Source organism: Microbacterium sp. ANT_H45B (genome assembly GCF_008369345.1).
Taxonomy (GTDB): Bacteria; Actinomycetota; Actinomycetes; order Actinomycetales; family Microbacteriaceae; genus Microbacterium.
The window spans coordinates 397234-416065 of record NZ_VOBK01000002.1; the positions used below are offsets into that span (position 1 = coordinate 397234).

Consider the following 18832-nt stretch of genomic DNA (forward strand, 5'->3'; position numbering starts at 1 on the left):
GATCCCATGACGATCACGAAGCTCGGTGTGGTGTGGAATCCTTCGAAGCCCGGCGGCGACAAGCTGCAGGCAGCGGTGGCCGAGGTGTTCGGCAGCGACGCCGCGGGCATCCCCGTGCAGTGGTGGGAGACGACTCCCGACGACCCGGGCCGCGGTATGGCTGTGGAGGCGGCGAGCGAGGGCTGCGACGTGGTGATCGCCGCCGGTGGCGACGGCACGGTACGAGCGGTCGCCGAAGGGCTCGCGGGTACGGGCGTCGCCCTGGGCATCGTGCCCCGCGGCACCGGAAATCTGCTGGCACGCAATCTCGATGTGCCGCTCAACGACATCCCCGCCGCGCTGCGGCGCGTGCTCGAGGGCGAGTCTCGCAAGATCGACATGGGATGGGTGGAGCACGGCGGCGCCGAGCATGCCTTCGTCGTGATGGTCGGGTTCGGCATCGACGCGCAGATGCTCGTCGAGACGGACGACGACCTCAAGAGTCGCGCCGGCTGGTTGGCCTACGTCGAAGCGATGGGTCGCGCGGTCGCCGGCACCGAGATGATCGACATCGAGTTGACGCTCGACGATGCCGAGCCGGAAGGGCTGCGTGGCCACACCATGCTCATCGGCAACTGCGGCATGGTCCAGGGCGGCATCCGCCTGCTGCCCGACGCCCTGATCGACGACGGTCAGCTCGACATGCTGCTGGTGAGTGCCGACGGCCCGCTGCAGTGGCTCGACACCGTGCGCTCCCTGGTGTGGGAGAACGGCGTGCGCCGACTGTTCGGCGCTGTCGACCAGGCGGTCAGCACTGACTCGACCACGCATGTCGCCGCGCAGCGGATCGCCGTGACCCTCTCGTCGCCTCAGGCGTTCGAGATCGACGGCGAAGAGGTCGGCGAGGTCTCGTCGTTCTCCGTGCGGGTCGACCCCGGCGCGCTCACCGTTCGCTGAGCGTTCCCGGGGGCACGACCTTCTGGTCCTGCGTGGGGAAGACGACCTTCTGCACGATGATGATCACGCTCGCGGCGACCGGGATGGCGACGAGCGCGCCGAGGATGCCGCCGAGCGCTCCGCCCGCCACCGCGGCGATCACCACGAGCGCTCCGGGCACGGCGACGGCCTTGTTCATGATGCGCGGCGAGAGGATGTACGCCTCGACCTGCATGTAGACCAGGTAGTAGCCGATCGCGATCAGCGCGGTCACCGGGCTGTCGATGAGGCACACCAGCGAGATGATGATCGAGGCGCTCAGCGTACCCACGAGCGGGATCATCGATCCGATGAAGGCGACGAGAGCGAGCAGGGCAGGGACCGGGGCCCCGATGATGCTCAGCATGATCAGGCTCAGCACGCCGTTGATCAACGCGAGGCTGGCCTGCCCCATCACGTAGCGCCCCACGGCGCCGGAGACGTCTTCGAGGAGCCCGTGGAAGGTGTCGCGCTGGTAGGCGGGGACGAAGCGCGTGGCGACGCGCTTGATGCTCCGCAATGACGCCATGAAGTACAGCGTCAGGATCAGCACGATGGTGACGCCGGTGAATCCGCCCGCGATGCCGGCGCCGACGGCGAAGACTCCGCCGCCGATGTCGGCGAGGTTGCCCGGATCCTGCAGGAACGAGAGGATGCCGTTCGCCGCGTCCTCGAACGTCGAACCGAACCGGCTGTTGAGATCCTTGAACCAGGCGGCCGACTGGATGTCCTTGACCATCTGAGGGCCGTTGTCGATCAGGTTGGTGATCTGATCGACGACGATGGGGACGATCGCCAGGATGATCCCGGCGAACGCCAGCACCACCACCGATACGACGATGGCGACCGCTGCGGGGCGAGGCAGCTTGCGCTCGATGAACGCGACGATCGGGTCGAGGCCGAGCGCGAGGAAGATGGCGACGCCGATGTAGACGAGCACGGTGGCCAGCTGATTGACGATCCCGCCGAGCATCAGGGCGACGAGCACACCCAGCGCGCCGAGCAGCCCGTACATGAACGGATTGATGCGGGCGATCGCGGCGGCGGCGGTCTTCGGCTGCGCCGGGGGAGTCTCGGAGGTGAAGACCCTCTTCGGCTCCGATTTGTCGTGCTTGCGGCGCATGGCGGCCCCCATCGTGATCGAACAGACCACTCAGTTGACCAGTCGCCCGGGGCGAAAGCAAGCGCGACACGGCCGCGTGACACGCGGGTCGGCAGAGAGCGGGTCAGCGGCTCCTGCGCCGCGCGCGGATGTTGAGCCATTGGGAGAGGGCGAGCAGCGCCATCGCCACGACCGTGAACCAGACGGTCGGTCCCACGACGCCCGTGGCGATCAGGATGACGCACGTCAGCGCGAAGAGCACGGCGAAGACCATCAGGCCGTAGCTGATGCGGGTGCGGCGGTCCGTGTCACTCATCCGACCACCCTGCCAGGTGCGCATCTCGATGTCGACCGGTGAGCGATCCATCACCGTGGCAGGGTCCATGCTCCGAGTCGACGGCGCGGTCGCACGGGGGGTGCACTGAACCCTCGACATATGTCGAGCAGCCGTCTCCTCCGCACCTTCTAGCGTGCGATCAGGGCGCCCATCAGACGGCGCGAGATCGAGGGGATCCTATGTCGACAGAGCCCGTTCCCGTCGGTCACGCGCATCCGCAGACCGACTCGTTCAGCGCGATCGGGAACGTCTTCTACTTCGTCGCCGATCTCGATGCCGCGGTCGAGTGGTACGCGGCGCGGCTGCACCGCCGGCCCACGATTCGAGGGGGAGCGCTGGTCGCATTCGAGCTGGGTGGTTCGCGTCTGACGCTGCACGCCGCGGACGAGGTGAACTCGCCGGGGCCGTCCGGGACGGTGCCGTACTGGACCGTACCCGACGTCGACGCGATCGTCGCGGACTGGACCGCCCATGGGGCACGGACTCATCGTGGACCGAAGACGGTCTTCACCGGCGAGCGGCTGTGTCAGCTTCTGGATCCGTTCGGCAATCTCTTCGCCGTTCGAGAGGAACCGCCAGACAGGGTGGACGAGCACCGATGACCGCCGCAGCCGATGCGACCGAATCCCGCCCCGTCTCCGCGTGGGCGCCCCTGGCCATTCCCGCGTTCCGGGTGCTGTGGTTCGCACAGCTGGGGAGCAACATCGGCACCTGGATGCAGACCGTCGGCGCGCAGTGGTTCCTCGTCGATGCGGCCGCCGGAGCGACTCTCATCGCCCTCGTGCAGACAGCGAGCCTTGCTCCGGCCGTGCTGTTCTCGCTGCCGGCGGGGGTGCTGGCCGATTCGCTCGACCGCCGAAAGCTGCTGATCTGGGGATCGGCGGCGAGCGCGCTGATCGCCGCCGCACTCACGGTCATCGCGTTCTTCGGTGCTCTCACACCGTGGACGATTCTCGGCTTCACCTTTCTGCTCGGGATCACCTCGACACTGACGTCACCGGCGTGGCAGGCGATCCAGCCTGAACTCGTTCCCCGTCCGCTCATCGGTGCGTCCTCGGCGCTCGGAGGAGTCACGGTGAACGGCGCCCGCGCAGTCGGGCCCGCTCTGGCCGGAGTGGTCCTGTCTCTGTTCGGCGCCCCGGTGGTGTTCGGCATCAACGCGCTCAGCTTCGTCGCCGCAGTCGTTGCGCTGTGGTGGTGGAAGCGTCCACCGCAGCTCGGCCTCGACGACCGCGAACCTTTCGGCGCCGCGCTCCGAGCGGGCGTCCGCTACGTCGCATCCGCCCATCTGGTGCGTCGCATCCTGCTGAGGTCAGCCCTGTTCGCTCTTCCCGCCAGCGCGCTGTGGGCGCTGCTTCCCGTCACCGCCACACGGCTGGGCCTCACCTCGAGCGGATACGGGTTCCTTCTCGGCGCGGTCGGCGCCGGTGCCGTGCTGGGCATCTTCGTCCTGCCCGTCGCCAGAAAGCGATTCTCGGACAACGCGGTGATCGGGGTGAGCGCGCTGCTGTTCGCGGTCGGCACCCTCGCTGCCGCGTTCCTGCCCTTCGTCCCGATGCTGCCGCTGCTCGTCCTCGCCGGCGTCGCCTGGATCGGGACGCTCACGGTGCTCAATGCCGCACTGCAGCTGACCCTTCCCCAGTGGGTGCGATCGCGCGGGGCATCGATCTACATCCTCGTGTTCATGGGGGCGATGGCAGTGGGATCCTTCGGGTGGGGCGCTCTGGCCGGCGCGCTCAGCACGGCGATATCCCTGGCGGCGGCCGCGGCGCTACTCGTCATCGTCGCCGTGAGTGTCGCGTGGCTTCCTCTTCTGCCTGGCACCAGCACCGTGGACCGCACGGTGTCGATGTCGTGGCCCACGCCCACCCTCGTTCTCGACCCGCAGCCGACCGACGGTCCTGTGCTGGTGCAGATCACCTACACCGTGGATCCCGGCCGCGTCGAGCCGTTCCGCGAGGCCATGCGGCTGGTCGAGGCCTCCCGGCGCCGCACGGGCGGGTATCGGTGGACCCTTCTGCGCAGCGGGGAGGAACAGGATGTGCTGCTCGAGTCGTTCATGGTCCCGTCCTGGGGTGAATACCGGCGTCAGCAGACCCAGAGACTGACCGGGCGCGATCGTGAGATCCAGGCCGATGCCCGAGCGCATATCCAGGGCGAGCCCCGCGAACGGCACTACTTTCCCGAGTCCCCACCGTCTCACGGCGTCAGCACGCGCTGAGACGGATCCACCGCACCACGGCTCGGCCGTGTCGGCTCACGCACAGCACAGAGCCCCGGCTTCGACGCGCATCTCTGCGGAGATGTCGTCGAAGCCGGGGCTCGGTGGCCTCGGAGCGCGCTCCTCGATGTCTGTGAATCGAGAACGCGCTACCGGGTGTCAGACGCCGAAGTACAGCTCGTACTCGAACGGGTGCGGGCGCTGGGCCATCGGCAGGATCTCGTTCTCGTACTTGTACGAGATCCAGGTCTCGATGAGCTCCTCGGTGAACACGCCGCCCTCGAGGAGGAACTGGTGGTCCTCCTTCAGCGCGTCGAGCGAGTCGAGCAGCGAGTTCGGAACCTGGGGGATGTTCTTCGCCTCCTCGGGAGGAAGCTCGTAGAGGTCCTTGTCGACCGGCTCGTGCGGCTCGATGCGGTTCTTGATGCCGTCGAGGCCGGCCATCAGCTGTGCGGCGAACGCGAGGTACGGGTTGCCCGAGGCATCCGGTGCACGGAACTCGATGCGCTTGGCCTTCGGGTTCGACCCCGTGATCGGGATGCGGATCGCGGCCGAGCGGTTTCCGGCCGAGTAGACCAGGTTGACCGGAGCCTCGAAGCCCTTGACCAGGCGGTGGTAGCTGTTCAGCGTCGGGTTGGTGAACGCCAGCAGTGCCGGCGCGTGCGCCAGGATGCCGCCGATGTACCAGCGCGCGATGTCGCTGAGCTGGCCGTAGCCGGCCTCGTCGTAGAACAGCGGCTTGCCGTCGTTCCACAGCGACTGGTGCGTGTGCATGCCCGAGCCGTTGTCGCCGTACAGCGGCTTCGGCATGAAGGTGGCGACCTTGCCCCACTCCTCGGCGGTGTTCTTGACGATGTACTTGAACTTCAGGATGTCGTCCGCCGAGTGCACCATGGTGTCGAAGCGGTAGTTGATCTCCTGCTGGCCGGCGGTGCCCACCTCGTGGTGCGAGCGCTCGAGGATGAACCCGGCCTCGATCAGCTTCAGGGTGATGTCGTCGCGCAGGTCAGCGGTCTTGTCGACCGGGCTGACGGGGAAGTAGCCGCCCTTGTACGGGGTCTTGTTGGCGAGGTTTCCGCCCTCCTCCTCGCGACCGGTGTTCCACGCGGCCTCCTCGGAGTCGACCTTGTAGAAGCTCTCGCCGGCGGTGACCGAGTAGCGCACGTCGTCGAAGATGTAGAACTCGGCCTCGGGAGCGAAGAACGCGGTGTCGGCGATGCCGGTCGAGGCGAGGTACTTCTCAGCCTTCTTGGCGACCTGACGCGGGTCCTTGGAGTAGATCTCCCCGGTGCGCGGGTTGTAGATGTCGAAGATCATCACGAGCGTGCTCGCCTCGCGGAACGGGTCCATGTAGGCCGTCGTCACGTCGGGGATGAGCTGCATGTCGGACTCGTGGATGCTGGCGAATCCGCGGATCGACGAGCCGTCGAACAGCTGACCGTCGACGAAGAAGTCCTCGTCCACGGTCGCAGCAGGGATGTTGAAGTGCTGCTGGACACCAGGAAGATCAGTGAATCGGATGTCAAGGAACTTGACGTCGTTCTCCTTGATGTAGCTCAGCACCTCGGACGAATCTTTGAACATGTACGACTCCTGGATTGCGGATCGATGGCTTCACGGCCATTGTGCACAGTACGTGCGGGGCGTTACTCCACGGTATCCGCTTTGTTTCGAACGTGTTACGCGCCGGTAGGCTTGTGACGTGACGGACGCTGTGAACACGTACCCCGGAGAACGCCTCGGAATGCCCCGGACGGGTACGGGCAGCATCGCCAGACCGGGCCGGCGGATCGGCGCGCTCCTCATCGACTACCTCGCCGCGACGATCATCGCCACGGGGTTCCTGGGCTACGACCAGTTCGCGCTGCCGAGCGAGGCGGGGCTGACCATGTTCGCTCCGATGGCGGTCTTCGCGGTGCTGCAGATCCTGTTCATCCCGACCGCGGGCGGAAGCCCGGGGCACCGCATCCTCGGGATGCGGCTCGTGCGCCTCGATGGCGGCTGGGTGGGGCTGTGGCGTCCGATCGTGCGCACGCTGCTGCTCGTCATCGTGATCCCCGCCGTCGTGTTCGACGCCGACCAGCGCGGACTCCACGACAAGGCGACGGGGCTCGTGCTCATCCGCGCCTGAGTCGCCGCGTCACTCCTTGCCGCGGTTGCGGCGTCGGGCCTCACGGGGTGCTCGTCCACCGACGAAGGACCGCGCCGGATCGACGAGGTAGCCCCGACGGAGCGCCTCGCGTCCGATGAGCATCCGGAATCCCATCTCGTCGCGATTGCTCAGCGTCACCTCGGCGAGCACTTCGCGGTCGTGCAGACGGATGAGCATCTCGACGACCAGACGCTCCTGGGCATGGCCTGAGGAGCTCCGCACCGCGCGTCGGTCGTGCACCGGAGACTCCACGACCACCGCATCCTCCTGGCTGTCCTGCCAGGGCTTGACGCGGAAGCGCACCCACGACACGCCGTCGCGCTCGAACTCGTGGATCTCGAACGCATGCAGCGAGGAGGTCCGCGCACCCGTGTCGATCTTGGCCTTGAGCCAATCGACGCCGAGATCAGGCAGGCTCACCCATTCTCGCCACCCGATAAGGGTGTTTGAATGGTGGGACGACTTGTTCACCCGACCATCCTGGCAGGAAATCCCCGTGAAGATCGCAGTGCTCTCCCGTGCGCCGCAGGCGTACTCCACCCAACGACTGCGAGCCGCGGCTCTTCAGCGAGGTCACACCGTCAAGGTGCTCAACACGCTGCGCTTCGCGATCGACCTCACCGCCGACGAGCCCGACCTGCATTACAGGGGCCGCCAGCTCAGCGATTACGACGCGATCCTCCCGCGCATCGGCAACTCGATCACGTACTTCGGCACGGCCGTCGTGCGCCAGTTCGAGCAGATGGACGTCTACACGCCCAACACGGCCAACGGGATCTCCAGCGCCCGCGACAAGCTGCGGGCGAACCAGATCCTCTCCCGCCACAACATCGCGATGCCGCCCACCGCCTTCGTGCGCAACCGCGCCGACGTGCGTCCCGCGATCGAGCGGGTCGGCGGTGCCCCCGTGGTGATCAAGCTGCTCGAGGGCACCCAGGGCATCGGCGTGATCCTCGCGCCTCAGGTGAAGGTCGCCGAGGCCATCATCGAGACACTGCACTCCACGAAGCAGAACGTGCTCATCCAGAAGTTCATCTCCGAGAGCCGCGGCCGCGACATCCGCGCCCTCGTCGTGGGGGACCGCGTCGTCGCCGCGATGCGACGGTCGGCTGCGGGTGACGAGTTCCGCTCGAATGTGCACCGCGGTGGATCGGTCGAGGCGGTCGAACTCGACCCCGTCTACGAGCGCGCGGCCGTGCGCTCGGCCCAGATCATGGGACTCCGCGTGGCCGGCGTCGACATGCTCGAAGGCGAAGACGGGCCGCTGGTGATGGAGGTCAACTCGTCTCCCGGTCTGCAGGGCATCGAGATGGCCACCAAGCTCGATGTCGCCGGTGCGATCATCGACTACATCGCCGGCCAGGTCGCGTTCCCCGAGATCGATGTCCGTCAGCGGCTGACCGTCTCGACGGGCTACGGAGTCGCCGAGCTCATGGTGCACGGTGCCGTGGACCTGGTGGGCAAGACGCTCGGCGAGGCCGGCCTGTGGGAGCGCGACATCACGGTTCTCACCCTGCACCGCGGAGTATCGGTCATCCCGAACCCGCGCAAGCACGTCGTCCTCGAGGCCGAGGATCGCCTGTTCTGCTTCGGCAAGCTCGACGAGATGCGATCGATGGTGCCCGAGCGTCGCCGCCGTCGCGCCAAGGTGCGTCGACTTCCGCGGCAGCCGCTGTCGGAGTGAACGACGAAGCGCGGCCGTTCCTCGGATGAGGGCGGCCGCGCTTCGTTCGTCTGCGGTGGTGCGGGATCAGCGCGGGCGCTGCGCCCTGACCTTGGTGGGGTCGATGCCCTTCGGGATCGGCAGCGAGGAGATCGACTGCGACACGGACTCGATGCGGCGGATCACGGCACCCATCGTGGCCTTGTCGATCACCTTGGGCAGCTTCTTGATCGTCTTGGCGAGGTCGGCGATCGCGACGTCGTCGTCACCGTGGCCGATGTAGATGACGGTCACGGGCACCCCGTGGGCGACGCGGGCGGCCTTGCTGCGCTCATCGTTGACGAGGCGGCTCAGGCGTCCGCGCGATCCTTCGCCGACCACCACGACGCCACCGCGACCGACGGCGCGGTAGACCGCGTCCTGAGTCTTGGGGTTGATGCCGACGGGAGTCTCCGACCCCTGCCAGTTGCGGCCGAGGCTGGTGCTGAGCACGTGCCCGGTGGCACCGGGCATGCCGTCGATCTTCTGGTACATGGCCGACGTCGACAGCCGTGTCATGAGGAACATCGCGCCGAGGATGCCGAGCATCAGGCCGGAGATGCCCCAGAGGATCAGGGTCCACACCTGGAACGGCGGGATCAGGTACCCGACGATGAGGCCGACGAGGACGCCGAGCACGAGCATCGCGATCTGGGCCCAGGGGAGCCAGGGGTAGATCTCTCTCGTGAATTTGAAGAGGGATTTGATCTGGGAGAAGAACCCCGGACGCTTCTCGGGCGCGGACGAACGGTTTGCCATGCAACAAGAATACCGACTGCGCGGTGCGCGCATGTCGTCGTTCGCGTCAGGCGGATTCCCGGGCCGGGACGATTCCTGCACCGATGGCGGATCCGGACGATTCGATCCCCAGTGCCGCTGCGGGGCCCTTCTGCCGCCGCGGGTGCGATGGGGTGGGGTGATGGCAGTCAGAGAGTCCCGGATGCGCGATGCGCCCCTCGTGCCGGGCGTGCATCGCGTGATCCGTCGGCTCGACGCCGGGGAAGGCCCGTTCGCGGGCCCCCTGGTGGTTCGGGGAGGATCTGCGGCCGTGCTCGTCGACGTGGGGGAGCTCGGCGGCTGGGCGGGCTGGGCGCACGTGGGGGATGAGCATGTCGCCGCGCCGATCGACCTCGCGCGCCGCTTCGACGGCCACGATGCACTTCTGCCCTGGTGCACGGAGCGCGTGGGCGCACTGCTGGCTCGTCGCGTGCTCGCGGAGGCGCCCCTCGCCGCCGGGGAGGTGACGACGATGGTGGCGAGCCTCCTGCGAGGAGTCGGCGAGCTCGTCCACTCCGATGATGACGTCTGCACGGGAGAATGGTGGCTCACCGACGACGGGCGTCCGCTCTTCGTGATCGGCGGTGGCGCCGACGCATGCGCGGCCACCGCCCTCCTCGTGGAGCAGTTGCACAAGGACTGCTCCGACCGTGCACTGAGTCGTCTGCTCGGTCAGATCGTCGAGGGAATGCGGGCCGTCGGCGGCACCGCGCAGATGTCCACGCGCAGGCTCGAGCGCTGGGAGACCGACCTGCTCGACGCCGCGGCACCGCGACCCCTGCAGCGATCGGTGCAGGAACCGGTGCGGGTTCGGGATCTCGACACCGGACGCAGAGTCGTGGCCGGCCCCGTCACCCGGCGCGAGGGGCGTGTCGTGGAGGCGGGCCGTTCTCTTCTTCCCAGCGCGGTGCGAGGCACCCTCGTCGCATGTGCGTCGGGGGCGGCGGGCGCGGCCTCTCGAGGTCTCCGGGCGCTCGGCTCCCGCCGCGGTGTCACCGGAGCCGGAGGTCGCTCGGCCACGCCCGACGCCGCGAAGACGCCACGGCGACCCGACCGTCCGCGGGCGCGGCACCTGCGCGCGGTGGCGATGGCCGGCGTCGCCGCCTCCGTCGTGCTGGCGGCCGGGCTCCTGTGGCCGGTCGGGGCGACGCAGGGCCAGGACGACCCCGCAGCGAGCCCCTCCGCCGGGGAGGCCGCGTGGGCTGGGGAGCACGGTGGAGAGCGCTCCTCGAGGCCGGCGACGCCCGTGGCGCCCGACGACGACGCTGACCCCGCCGAGCCGCGGGCGTCGGCAGAGCCGGAGGGAACCGCAGAGCCCGACGTCGATCCGGCGACGTCGGACGATCCGGTGGTCGCCGCACCCGCGGTGCTCGCCGTCTTCCGCGGATGCCTCGCCGCGAGCGATGCCGTGTGCGCCGATGCGGTGGCCGCCGGTTCGGCCGCCGCGGTCTCGACGTTCGGGAAGGAGCTCGGCGGCACTGCGATCGGTGATGACGACCGGCTGACGTTCGCGCCGGTCGACCAGTACGGCGATATCGCGGTGGTCAGGGTCTCATCGCCCGCCGGTACCACTCAGAAGGCCGCGACCGGGGTCCGCGAGTGGATGCTCGTGCTCGTGAGGGTGGACGAGAAATGGCTGGTCCGCGACGCCTACGACGTCGCGGACCAGCCAGGGTGATGCAGGGTCAGGCTCCGAGCTGAGCGGCGAACTGCGCCGACTCGAGGCGTGCCTTGACGGCGCCGAGGAAGCGAGCAGCGTCTGCACCGTCGATGATTCGGTGATCGTACGACAGCGCGAGGTAGACGTACGAGCGCACGGCGATCGCATCCGCTCCACCGACCTTGACGAGGCCGGGGCGCTTGACGACCGTGCCGGTGCCGAGGATCGCCGACTGGGGCAGGAACACGACGGGGGTGTCGAACAGTGCGCCGCGCGAACCGGTGTTGGTCAGCGTGAACGTGCCGCCGGCGAGCTCGTCGGGCTTCAGCTTGTTGTCGCGGGTGCGGGCAGCGAGGTCGGCGATCTCATGGGCGATCTCGGCGATGTTCTTCGACGCCGCGTCGCGCAGGACCGGGGTCAGCAGACCGCGCTCGGTGTCGACCGCGATCGACACGTTCTCCGACTCGGGGTAGACGATCTGCTCGCCGTCGACCGTCGCGTTGACGATCGGGAAGGCGCGCAGCGCCTCGGCGGCTGCCAGCGCGAAGAACGGCAGGAACGACAGCTTGTCGCCCGTCTTCTCGAGGAACGATCCCTTGACGCTGTCGCGGTATTCCGCCAGCGCGGTCACATCGACCTCGACGACCGTCGTCAGCTGAGCGGTCTGCTGCATGGACTCCACAGCGCGCTTCGCGAGAACCTTGCGCAGACGCGACATCGGCTGGGTCGTGCCGCGCAGCGGCGAGACCTCGAGCGGTGCGGGGGCTGCCGGAGCGGCAGCGGCGGCGGGTGCTGCGCCGGCGCTCTCCGCGGCCTTCAGCACGTCCTCCTTGCGGATGCGTCCGCCGACTCCCGTGCCGGTGACGCTCGCGAGATCGACACCCTGCTGCGACGCCAGGCGACGCACGAGCGGCGTCACGTAGAGGTTGTCGTTCTCGGTCGGCAGCGAGAGCTTCTGCTCTGCGGCCGGTGCCGGGGTCGAGGAACCTCCGGCGGCTCCGCCGGTCGCCTGCTCGGGAGCGGCTTCGGCGGGAGCTGCGACGGGGGCCTCGGCGGCGGGACGCTCAGCGGGCTTGTCGACGGGTGTCTCGGAGACGGGAGCCTGCGCGGCCGGGGCCGGAGCGGCGGCCTGGGCAGCGGGAGCCTCGGCAGCGGGTGCCGGAGCCTCGGCCGGAGCGGCTGCGGGGGCCGCACCGGATCCGACGCGGGCGAGGACTGCGCCGACGGCGACGGTCTCGTCTTCGGCGGCGACGATCTCCTGCAGCACGCCGGCGACCGGCGAGGGGATCTCGGTGTCGACCTTGTCGGTGGAGATCTCGAGCAGAGCCTCGTCGACCTCGACGCTGTCGCCGATCTGCTTCAGCCAGCGCGTGACGGTGCCTTCGGTGACGCTCTCGCCGAGTTCGGGGAGGACGATGTCCGTGGCGTCGCCCGAGGCGGCGGGAGCCGACGACTCGGCGGGTGCCGCCGGGGCCGGCTCGGCCGGGGCGGCGGGAGCCTCGGCGGCGGGCGCCGGCGCGGCAGGCTCGGGAGCCTGCTCTGCGGCCGGTGCCGCCTGCGCGGGAGCATCGTCGGACGGTGCCGCGGCGCTGCCGTCGCCGATGCGCGCGAGAAGCGCTCCGACCTCGACGGTCTCGTCCTCGGCGACGAGGATCTCCTCGATCACGCCCGAGACGGGCGAGGGGATCTCGGTGTCGACTTTGTCGGTCGAGATCTCGAGCAGGCCTTCGTCCGCCTGAACGGTGTCTCCCACCTGCTTGAGCCAGCGGGTGACCGTACCCTCTGTGACGCTCTCGCCGAGCGGAGGGAGGACGACGGATGTGCTCATGACTGAGTCTCCTTCAAGAAGTTAAATGACGCGTGACTAGCTTAGTGAACTGTTCACCGGTTGGTGTTCAGAGGGCGTGCAGCGGCTTTCCCGCGAGAGCGAGGAAGGCTTCGCCGAGTGCCTCGCTCTGGGTGGGGTGCGCATGGATCAGGGGGGCGATGTCCTCGGGGTGAGCCTCCCACGCGACGGCCAGCTGGCCCTCGGTGATGAGTTCGCCCACGCGATCGCCGAGCAGGTGGACGCCCACGACGGGTCCGTCCTTGAGGCGGACGACCTTGACGAGACCGCCGGTCCCGATGATCTCGCTCTTGCCGTTTCCTGCGAGGTTGTACTCGTAGGCGATCACCGCGTCCGCTCCGTGCTCGGCGACGGCCGCATCCTCGGTGATCCCGACGGAGGCGACCTCGGGGCTGGAGTAGGTCACCTTCGGGATCTGCACGTCGGGGACGTTGACGGGGGAGAGCCCGGCGATCCGCTCCGCGACCGCGATCCCCTGCTGGAAACCTCGGTGAGCGAGCTGGAGGCCCGGCGTGATGTCGCCGACGGCCCACACGCCGGGGACGCCCGTGCGCAGATCCTGATCGACGGTCACGAAACCGCGGTCGAGGGAGACCCCCGCCTCCTCGAATCCGAGATCGGCGGTGACCGGACCGCGTCCGACGGCGACGAGCAGGTAGTCCGCGGTGAAGGTCTTACCGTCTTCGAGCGTGACGGTGACCGACGTGTCGTCCTGCACGGCGCTCTGGTACCGCACACCGAGCGAGTACTGGATGCCGCGGCGTCGGAACGCCCGCTCCAGTCCCTTGCTCATCGCGATGTCCTCATTGGGGACGAGATGCGGGAGGGCCTCGATGATCGTGACCTCGGTGCCGAAGGAGCGCCAGACGCTGGCGAACTCGACGCCGATGACACCGCCGCCGAGCACGAGGACGCGCTCGGGGATGACGTCGAGGGAGAGCGCCTGCTCGCTCGTCAGGATGCGTCCGCCGATCTCGAGACCGGGCAGGGTGCGGCTGTACGAGCCGGTCGCGAGGATGACATCGGTGCCGACGTACACGTCGTCGCCGACGCTGACGGACCGGTCCGCGTTGACGCGTCCGGCACCGGCGACCGTGGTGATGCCCCGTGCCTTCACGAGGCCCTCGAGCCCCTTGTACTTCTTCGCGACGATCCCTTCGCGGTAGGCGCGCACGCCCGCGGGGTCGATCCCGTCGAGAGTCGCGGAGATTCCCACATGGGCAGCATCCCGCACGTGCTCAGCCACCTCCGCCGCGTGCAGCAGTGCCTTGGTGGGGATGCAGCCGCGATGCAGGCACGTGCCGCCCACCTTGTCCTTCTCGATGAGAGCGACGGACTTGCCCAGCTCGCTCGCGCGCAGAGCCGCGGCGTAGCCGCCGCTTCCCCCGCCCAGGACGACGATGTCGAAGGTGTGCGTGGTCATGGTCATGCCTCCTTGTGGGATGCTTCGGCGAACGCGATGATCGATCGGACCATCGCCCCGGTCGGGCCCTTGCCGGTGAAGCCGTACGGTGCACCGTTGTGCTCTCCGGATCCCGCGATGTCGAGATGCACCCACGGGATCCGCGGCGCATCCTTCTCGTCGGAGACCCGGCCGATGAAGCGGCGCAGGAACAGTCCCGCGTACGAGGCGCCGCCCATGCGGTCGCCCATGTTGGCGTTCTGCATGTCGGCGATGGGGGAGTCGAGCATCTCTTCCATGTAGGCCGGCAGCGGCATGTGCCAGGCGAGCTCGTCGGCCTTCTCCGCAGCGGACAGGAATTCGGCGACCGCGTCGTCGTCCCCGAACACGCCGGTGTGTCGGTGGCCGAGGGCCATCAGGATCGCGCCGGTCAGGGTCGCGACGTCGATGATGAGATCGGGATTCTCGCGGCTCGCAGCGACCAGGCCGTCGGCGAGCACCAGGCGTCCCTCGGCATCCGTGTTGGGGACCTCGACGGTCGTGCCGTCGAGGATGCGGATGACGTCGCCGGGGCGCAGCGCTCGCCCGGACGGCATGTTGTCGGTGATGCACAGCCAGGCGGTCACCCGCACGGGGAGTGCCAGAGCGGCGATGGCGCGCAGAGCAGCGGCGCTGGTGGCGGCACCCGCCATGTCGAACTTCATGCCGACCATCGACGCCGCGGGCTTGAGCGACAGGCCCCCGGTGTCGAACGTGATGCCCTTGCCGACGAGCGCGATGTGGCGCGTGGCGTTCTCGGGCGCGTAATCGAGTCTGACCAGGCGCGGGGGCCGGTCGGACCCCTGGGCGACGCCGAGGATCCCTCCGAAGCCCTCTGCGGCGAGCCGCTCCTCGTCGTAGATCGTCACGGACACGTCGAGGTCCGCGACGCTGTCGGCGGCGCTCTGCGCCAGCTGCGCGGGGCTCTGCCACTCCGCAGGCGTCGAGACCAGGTCCTTGATGAGCGCGACGGCCTCACCCACGGCGACCGCCCTGTTCAGAGCGGCATCGTCGAGTTCGGCATGCAGGACGACGGCGGATGCACGGGTCTTTCCCTGCTCGCGGCGGTAGTCGTCGAACCGGTAGCCGCCGAGCACGGCGCCCTCGGCGGCCGCATCGGCGAACGCCTCGAGCTCGGGGGAGAGGGCGAGGGCGACGGTGGCGAAGCCGGTCAGGGAGCGCAGCGCTGTTCCGACGGCGTCGCGGACGGCGGCGGCGTCGGGGGCGCGTCCCGCACCGACGACGGCGAACGGGAGGGTGGTGACCTCGGGCGCGTACACACGGGTGAATGCGGACGGCGATCCGGTGAAGCCGATCCCCTCGAGCGATTCGGCCAGCCCGGGGTGGGCGGACAGCGAATCCGTCGAGTCCGAGATGTCGGAGATGACGAGCACTGCGGCGTCTGCAGCGCTTCCGGGGAACTGATCTGAGGTGCGCGAGAGCGCGGGAAGCGTCATACCTCCATCCTAGGGATGGTCGGACGTGGGGACGGCGGGCGGCCTGTTCGCTCTCAGCATGACGGTCGTCACCCGTCGCCGCGATGCGGCTCGTAGCATGGACACATGCCCTTCTCCGGAGAGATCCATGAACGTGTCGCGAACGCGCCGGCAGTGCCGCGCGGGCTGCCCCTTGTGCTGCTCCTGACGGGTTTCACCGACGCGGGCAACGCGGTCTCCGGGCTCATCGAGCACCTCCGCGAGACGACCTCTCCCCAGCCGATCGCCGTCTTCGACAACGACGTGCTGCTGGACTACCGGGCGCGTCGCCCGGTGATCTCGTTCGATCAGGATCACCTCACCGAGTTCCGCCCCGCTCGGCTCGAACTGTCCCTCGCGACCGATGCGCTCGGCCAGAAGTTCCTGCTGCTGGCGGGCTACGAGCCCGACTTCGCCTGGAACGAGTTCGCACGCACGGTGGTGGAGCTGGCCGACGAGTTCGAGGTGTCCGGGCTCAACTGGGTGCATTCGATCGCCATGCCCGTGCCGCACACGCGCCCGATCGGCACCACGGTGAGCGGCAACCGCCGTGAGCTCACGGTGGCCCATTCCGTGTGGCGTCCCCGCACCCAGGTGCCGGCGACGGCGGGTCATCTGCTCGAGTTCCGCTTCGCCGAGCACGGTGAGCGGGTCGTGGGCTTCGTGCTCCTGGTCCCGCACTACCTCGCCGAGACCGAGAACCCCGACGCCGTCATCGCGGCGGCGGAGAAGCTGATGGCCGCGACAGGGCTCGTGCTCATCCTCGACGTGGTCCAGGACCGTCGTGAGGACTACCTCGCGCGCATCGACGAGCAGGTGCTCGGAAACGACGAACTGCAGCAGATGGTGCATGGACTCGAGCGTCGCTATGACGCCTACATGGCCGGTCGCGACCCCGAGGACGGCTCGTACGACGAGGGCGGGTTCAACGAGCGCGACCTCCCCAGTGCGGACGAGCTGGCCGCCGAACTCGAGCGATATCTTGCTTCGCGGCCGACGGGCGACGAGGACAAGCCCGGCCGCGGCTGAGGTCCAGGTCGAAACTTCGGCCGAATGCGCCGGCATGCCCGCACGTGTGCGATACTAGGACTCTGACCCGTTGTCAATCGATCTTTTCGGAGATCCGACTTGACAAGGGTCTTACTAGTGTCCGAAATGCTCCGGGGCCTGCGAGCGGCCCCGTGAAAGGCGAAACGTGACTCCTGCCACGACGAAGAAGACCCGGACGAAGAAGACCGCCGACGCTCCCGAGGTCGACGCTCCGGTCGAGGAGACGGTCGAGAAGCCCGTCCCGAAGACCGCCGCGCAGCGGGCGGCCGCAAAGCGCGCGCCAGCGAAGAAGAAGAAGGCGGATGACATCGTCGAAGACGACGAGGCTCCCGCCGCCGCAGAGCCCGAGGAAGACGACGAGGACGCGAAGCCCGCGTTCACCGAACCCCTTCCCACCGGCGCGATCGTCATCTCGTCCAACGACGACGAGGACGTGCCGGTCTACTCGACGCAGATCACCGGCGCGACCGCCGATCCCGTCAAGGACTACCTGAAGCAGATCGGAAAGGTCGCGCTGCTGAACGCGGCCGAAGAGGTCGAGCTCGCGATGCGGATCGAAGCCGGTCTCTTCGCGGAGGAGAAGCTGTCGACGATGACCGCCGCCGAGAAGGCCGGTCAGCTGGGACTCGACCTGCAGTGGGTGGCCCGCGACGGCCAGCGTGCCAAGAGCCACCTGCTCGGCGCCAACCTGCGTCTCGTCGTCTCGCTCGCCAAGCGCTACACCGGTCGCGGCATGCAGTTCCTGGATCTGATCCAGGAGGGCAACCTCGGTCTCATCCGCGCGGTCGAGAAGTTCGACTACACCAAGGGCTTCAAGTTCTCGACCTACGCCACCTGGTGGATCCGTCAGGCGATCACGCGCGCCATGGCCGACCAGGCCCGTACCATCCGCATCCCGGTGCACATGGTCGAGGTCATCAACAAGCTCGCCCGCGTGCAGCGCCAGATGCTGCAGGACCTGGGCCGCGAGCCCACTCCGGAAGAGCTCAGCCGTGAGCTGGACATGACGCCCGAGAAGGTCGTCGAGGTGCAGAAGTACGGTCGCGAGCCGATCTCCCTGCATACGCCCCTCGGTGAAGACGGTGACAGCGAGTTCGGTGACCTCATCGAGGACACCGAGGCCGTCGTCCCCGCCGACGCGGTCGGATTCACGATGCTGCAGCGCCAGCTCGAGCAGCTGCTCGATTCGCTGTCGGAGCGCGAGGCCGGTGTCATCCGGATGCGCTTCGGCCTCGGTGACGGACAGCCCAAGACGCTCGATCAGATCGGTGACACGTTCGGCGTGACGCGTGAGCGCATCCGCCAGATCGAGTCGAAGACGATGGCGAAGCTGCGCCACCCGAGCCGCTCGCAGTCGCTGCGGGACTACCTCGAGTGATGCAGGCGAACGAGGGCAAAGCGCTCGAGACCCGCGTCGAAGGCAAGACCTACGCGCGAATCCCGCTGCGCACCAGGGTCGTCATGCCGAACGACGACCTGGACTCCGTCATCGCGGAGTACGCGAAAGATGCGGTGCAGCCGGGCGACCTGCTGTTCGTGACCGAGAAGATCGTCGCGATCACGCAGGGACGCTCGTACCGTCTCGATGAGATCACGCCGCGTCCGCTCGCACGGTTCCTCTCCCGGCATGTGGTGCGCACGTCGTACGGCATCGGTCTCGGCATGCCCGAGACCATGGAGATGGCGTTGCGCGAGTGCGGCACGCTGCGGATCCTGTTCGCGGCCGGCGTCTCGGTGCTCTCGAAGGCGATCGGGCGCAGCGGTGACTTCTACCGGATCGCCGGTGACAAGGCCCGTGCGATCGACGGCCCCACCAAGAACACGATCCCGCCGTACAACGAAGCGGTCGTGCTCGGACCCAAGAACCCGCGTGACGTCGCTCTGCGGGTGCAGAAGCTGGTCGGTGGCGCGGTCGACGTGGCCGTGGTCGACATCAACGACATCGGCGGCAACATCCTCGGTTCGACTCTCGATAAGGCCGGAGAGCGCCGTCTCGTGCAGATCCTCGGTGACAACCCGCTCGGCCAGGCGACTCAGTCCACCCCGATGGGGATCGTTCGCGAGGTCTGAGCACCACAGCCGCGATACATGCGAGAAGGCCCGGATGCTCGGCAT

At 68.4% G+C, this 18832-nt stretch carries 17 protein-coding genes; 9 read left to right on the plus strand and 8 right to left on the minus strand.

The window, feature by feature from the left end:
- Positions 1–6: 6 nt before the first annotated feature.
- Positions 7–936, plus strand: coding sequence for a diacylglycerol/lipid kinase family protein (locus tag FQ142_RS08365; protein ID WP_149422960.1), 930 nt, complete (start codon positions 7–9; stop codon positions 934–936).
- Here the strand turns inward: FQ142_RS08365 and FQ142_RS08370 are convergent.
- Positions 923–2077 carry an AI-2E family transporter gene (locus FQ142_RS08370; protein ID WP_149422961.1) on the minus strand — a complete coding sequence of 385 codons (1155 nt, stop codon included), beginning with the start codon at positions 2075–2077 and terminating at the stop codon, positions 923–925. The genes FQ142_RS08365 and FQ142_RS08370 overlap by 14 nt on opposite strands.
- Positions 2078–2180: 103 nt before the next feature.
- Entirely contained in the window at positions 2181–2441 is a 261-nt protein-coding gene (locus tag FQ142_RS08375; RefSeq protein ID WP_149422962.1) for a hypothetical protein, read from the minus strand.
- Between the two features lie 131 nt (positions 2442–2572).
- Here FQ142_RS08375 and FQ142_RS08380 point away from each other — a divergent pair, with 131 nt between their 5' ends.
- Both FQ142_RS08380 and FQ142_RS08385 read left to right on the plus strand, forming a co-directional pair.
- The gene (locus FQ142_RS08380) at positions 2573–2995 is read left to right on the plus strand and encodes a VOC family protein (protein WP_149422963.1); all 423 of its coding nucleotides are present in this window, start codon (positions 2573–2575) and stop codon (positions 2993–2995) included.
- Positions 2992–4614, plus strand: a complete 1623-nt coding sequence (locus tag FQ142_RS08385) for an MFS transporter (RefSeq protein WP_149422964.1) — start codon at positions 2992–2994, stop codon at positions 4612–4614. Before FQ142_RS08380 ends, FQ142_RS08385 begins: the two co-directional genes overlap by 4 nt.
- A gap of 159 nt (positions 4615–4773) precedes the next feature.
- On the opposite strand, the gene glnA is transcribed toward FQ142_RS08385, so the two are convergent.
- Positions 4774–6198 (minus strand): type I glutamate--ammonia ligase, encoded by a 1425-nt coding sequence (gene glnA / locus FQ142_RS08390; protein ID WP_045253012.1) that lies wholly within the window; start codon positions 6196–6198, stop codon positions 4774–4776.
- Positions 6199–6358: 160 nt separating this feature from the next.
- Between glnA and FQ142_RS08395 the strand changes: the two genes are divergently transcribed.
- Complete coding sequence (locus FQ142_RS08395; protein WP_149423485.1) at positions 6359–6745, plus strand: RDD family protein; 387 nt, start codon at positions 6359–6361, stop codon at positions 6743–6745.
- A gap of 9 nt (positions 6746–6754) precedes the next feature.
- Here the strand turns inward: FQ142_RS08395 and FQ142_RS08400 are convergent, their stop codons facing one another.
- A complete protein-coding gene (locus FQ142_RS08400) occupies positions 6755–7237 on the minus strand; it encodes an ATP-dependent zinc protease (protein WP_200946588.1) in 483 nt (160 codons plus the stop codon).
- Positions 7238–7262: 25 nt separating this feature from the next.
- Between FQ142_RS08400 and FQ142_RS08405 the strand changes: the two genes are divergently transcribed.
- Positions 7263–8450 (plus strand): RimK family alpha-L-glutamate ligase, encoded by a 1188-nt coding sequence (locus tag FQ142_RS08405; protein WP_056417849.1) that lies wholly within the window; start codon positions 7263–7265, stop codon positions 8448–8450.
- A gap of 66 nt (positions 8451–8516) precedes the next feature.
- Here the strand turns inward: FQ142_RS08405 and FQ142_RS08410 are convergent, their stop codons facing one another.
- The gene (locus FQ142_RS08410) at positions 8517–9227 is read right to left on the minus strand and encodes a DUF4191 family protein (protein WP_056417847.1); all 711 of its coding nucleotides are present in this window, start codon (positions 9225–9227) and stop codon (positions 8517–8519) included.
- Positions 9228–9387: 160 nt separating this feature from the next.
- Here FQ142_RS08410 and FQ142_RS08415 point away from each other — a divergent pair, with 160 nt between their 5' ends.
- On the plus strand, positions 9388–10923 hold the full coding sequence (locus tag FQ142_RS08415) for a hypothetical protein (RefSeq protein WP_149422965.1): 1536 nt from the start codon (positions 9388–9390) through the stop codon (positions 10921–10923).
- 7 nt (positions 10924–10930) lie between these two features.
- On the opposite strand, the gene sucB is transcribed toward FQ142_RS08415, so the two are convergent.
- From sucB to FQ142_RS08430, 3 genes are all read right to left on the minus strand, one after another.
- Positions 10931–12733, minus strand: coding sequence for a 2-oxoglutarate dehydrogenase, E2 component, dihydrolipoamide succinyltransferase (gene sucB / locus FQ142_RS08420; RefSeq protein WP_149422966.1), 1803 nt, complete (start codon positions 12731–12733; stop codon positions 10931–10933).
- Between the two features lie 67 nt (positions 12734–12800).
- The gene (lpdA, locus tag FQ142_RS08425; protein ID WP_149422967.1) at positions 12801–14174 is read right to left on the minus strand and encodes a dihydrolipoyl dehydrogenase; all 1374 of its coding nucleotides are present in this window, start codon (positions 14172–14174) and stop codon (positions 12801–12803) included.
- A 2-nt stretch (positions 14175–14176) separates the two neighbouring features.
- The gene (locus tag FQ142_RS08430) at positions 14177–15649 is read right to left on the minus strand and encodes a leucyl aminopeptidase (RefSeq protein WP_149422968.1); all 1473 of its coding nucleotides are present in this window, start codon (positions 15647–15649) and stop codon (positions 14177–14179) included.
- A 105-nt stretch (positions 15650–15754) separates the two neighbouring features.
- Between FQ142_RS08430 and FQ142_RS08435 the strand changes: the two genes are divergently transcribed.
- The 3 genes from FQ142_RS08435 to FQ142_RS08445 all read left to right on the plus strand — a co-directional run bounded on the left by FQ142_RS08435 (position 15755) and on the right by FQ142_RS08445 (position 18787).
- On the plus strand, positions 15755–16696 hold the full coding sequence (locus FQ142_RS08435) for a proteasome assembly chaperone family protein (RefSeq protein ID WP_056417832.1): 942 nt from the start codon (positions 15755–15757) through the stop codon (positions 16694–16696).
- 166 nt (positions 16697–16862) lie between these two features.
- Entirely contained in the window at positions 16863–18095 is a 1233-nt protein-coding gene (locus FQ142_RS08440) for an RNA polymerase sigma factor (protein ID WP_056417829.1), read from the plus strand.
- Positions 18095–18787: a coenzyme F420-0:L-glutamate ligase gene (locus FQ142_RS08445; RefSeq protein ID WP_056417826.1), complete on the plus strand. Its 693-nt coding sequence runs from the start codon at positions 18095–18097 to the stop codon at positions 18785–18787. Before FQ142_RS08440 ends, FQ142_RS08445 begins: the two co-directional genes overlap by 1 nt.
- The last annotated feature ends 45 nt before the right edge of the window (positions 18788–18832 follow it).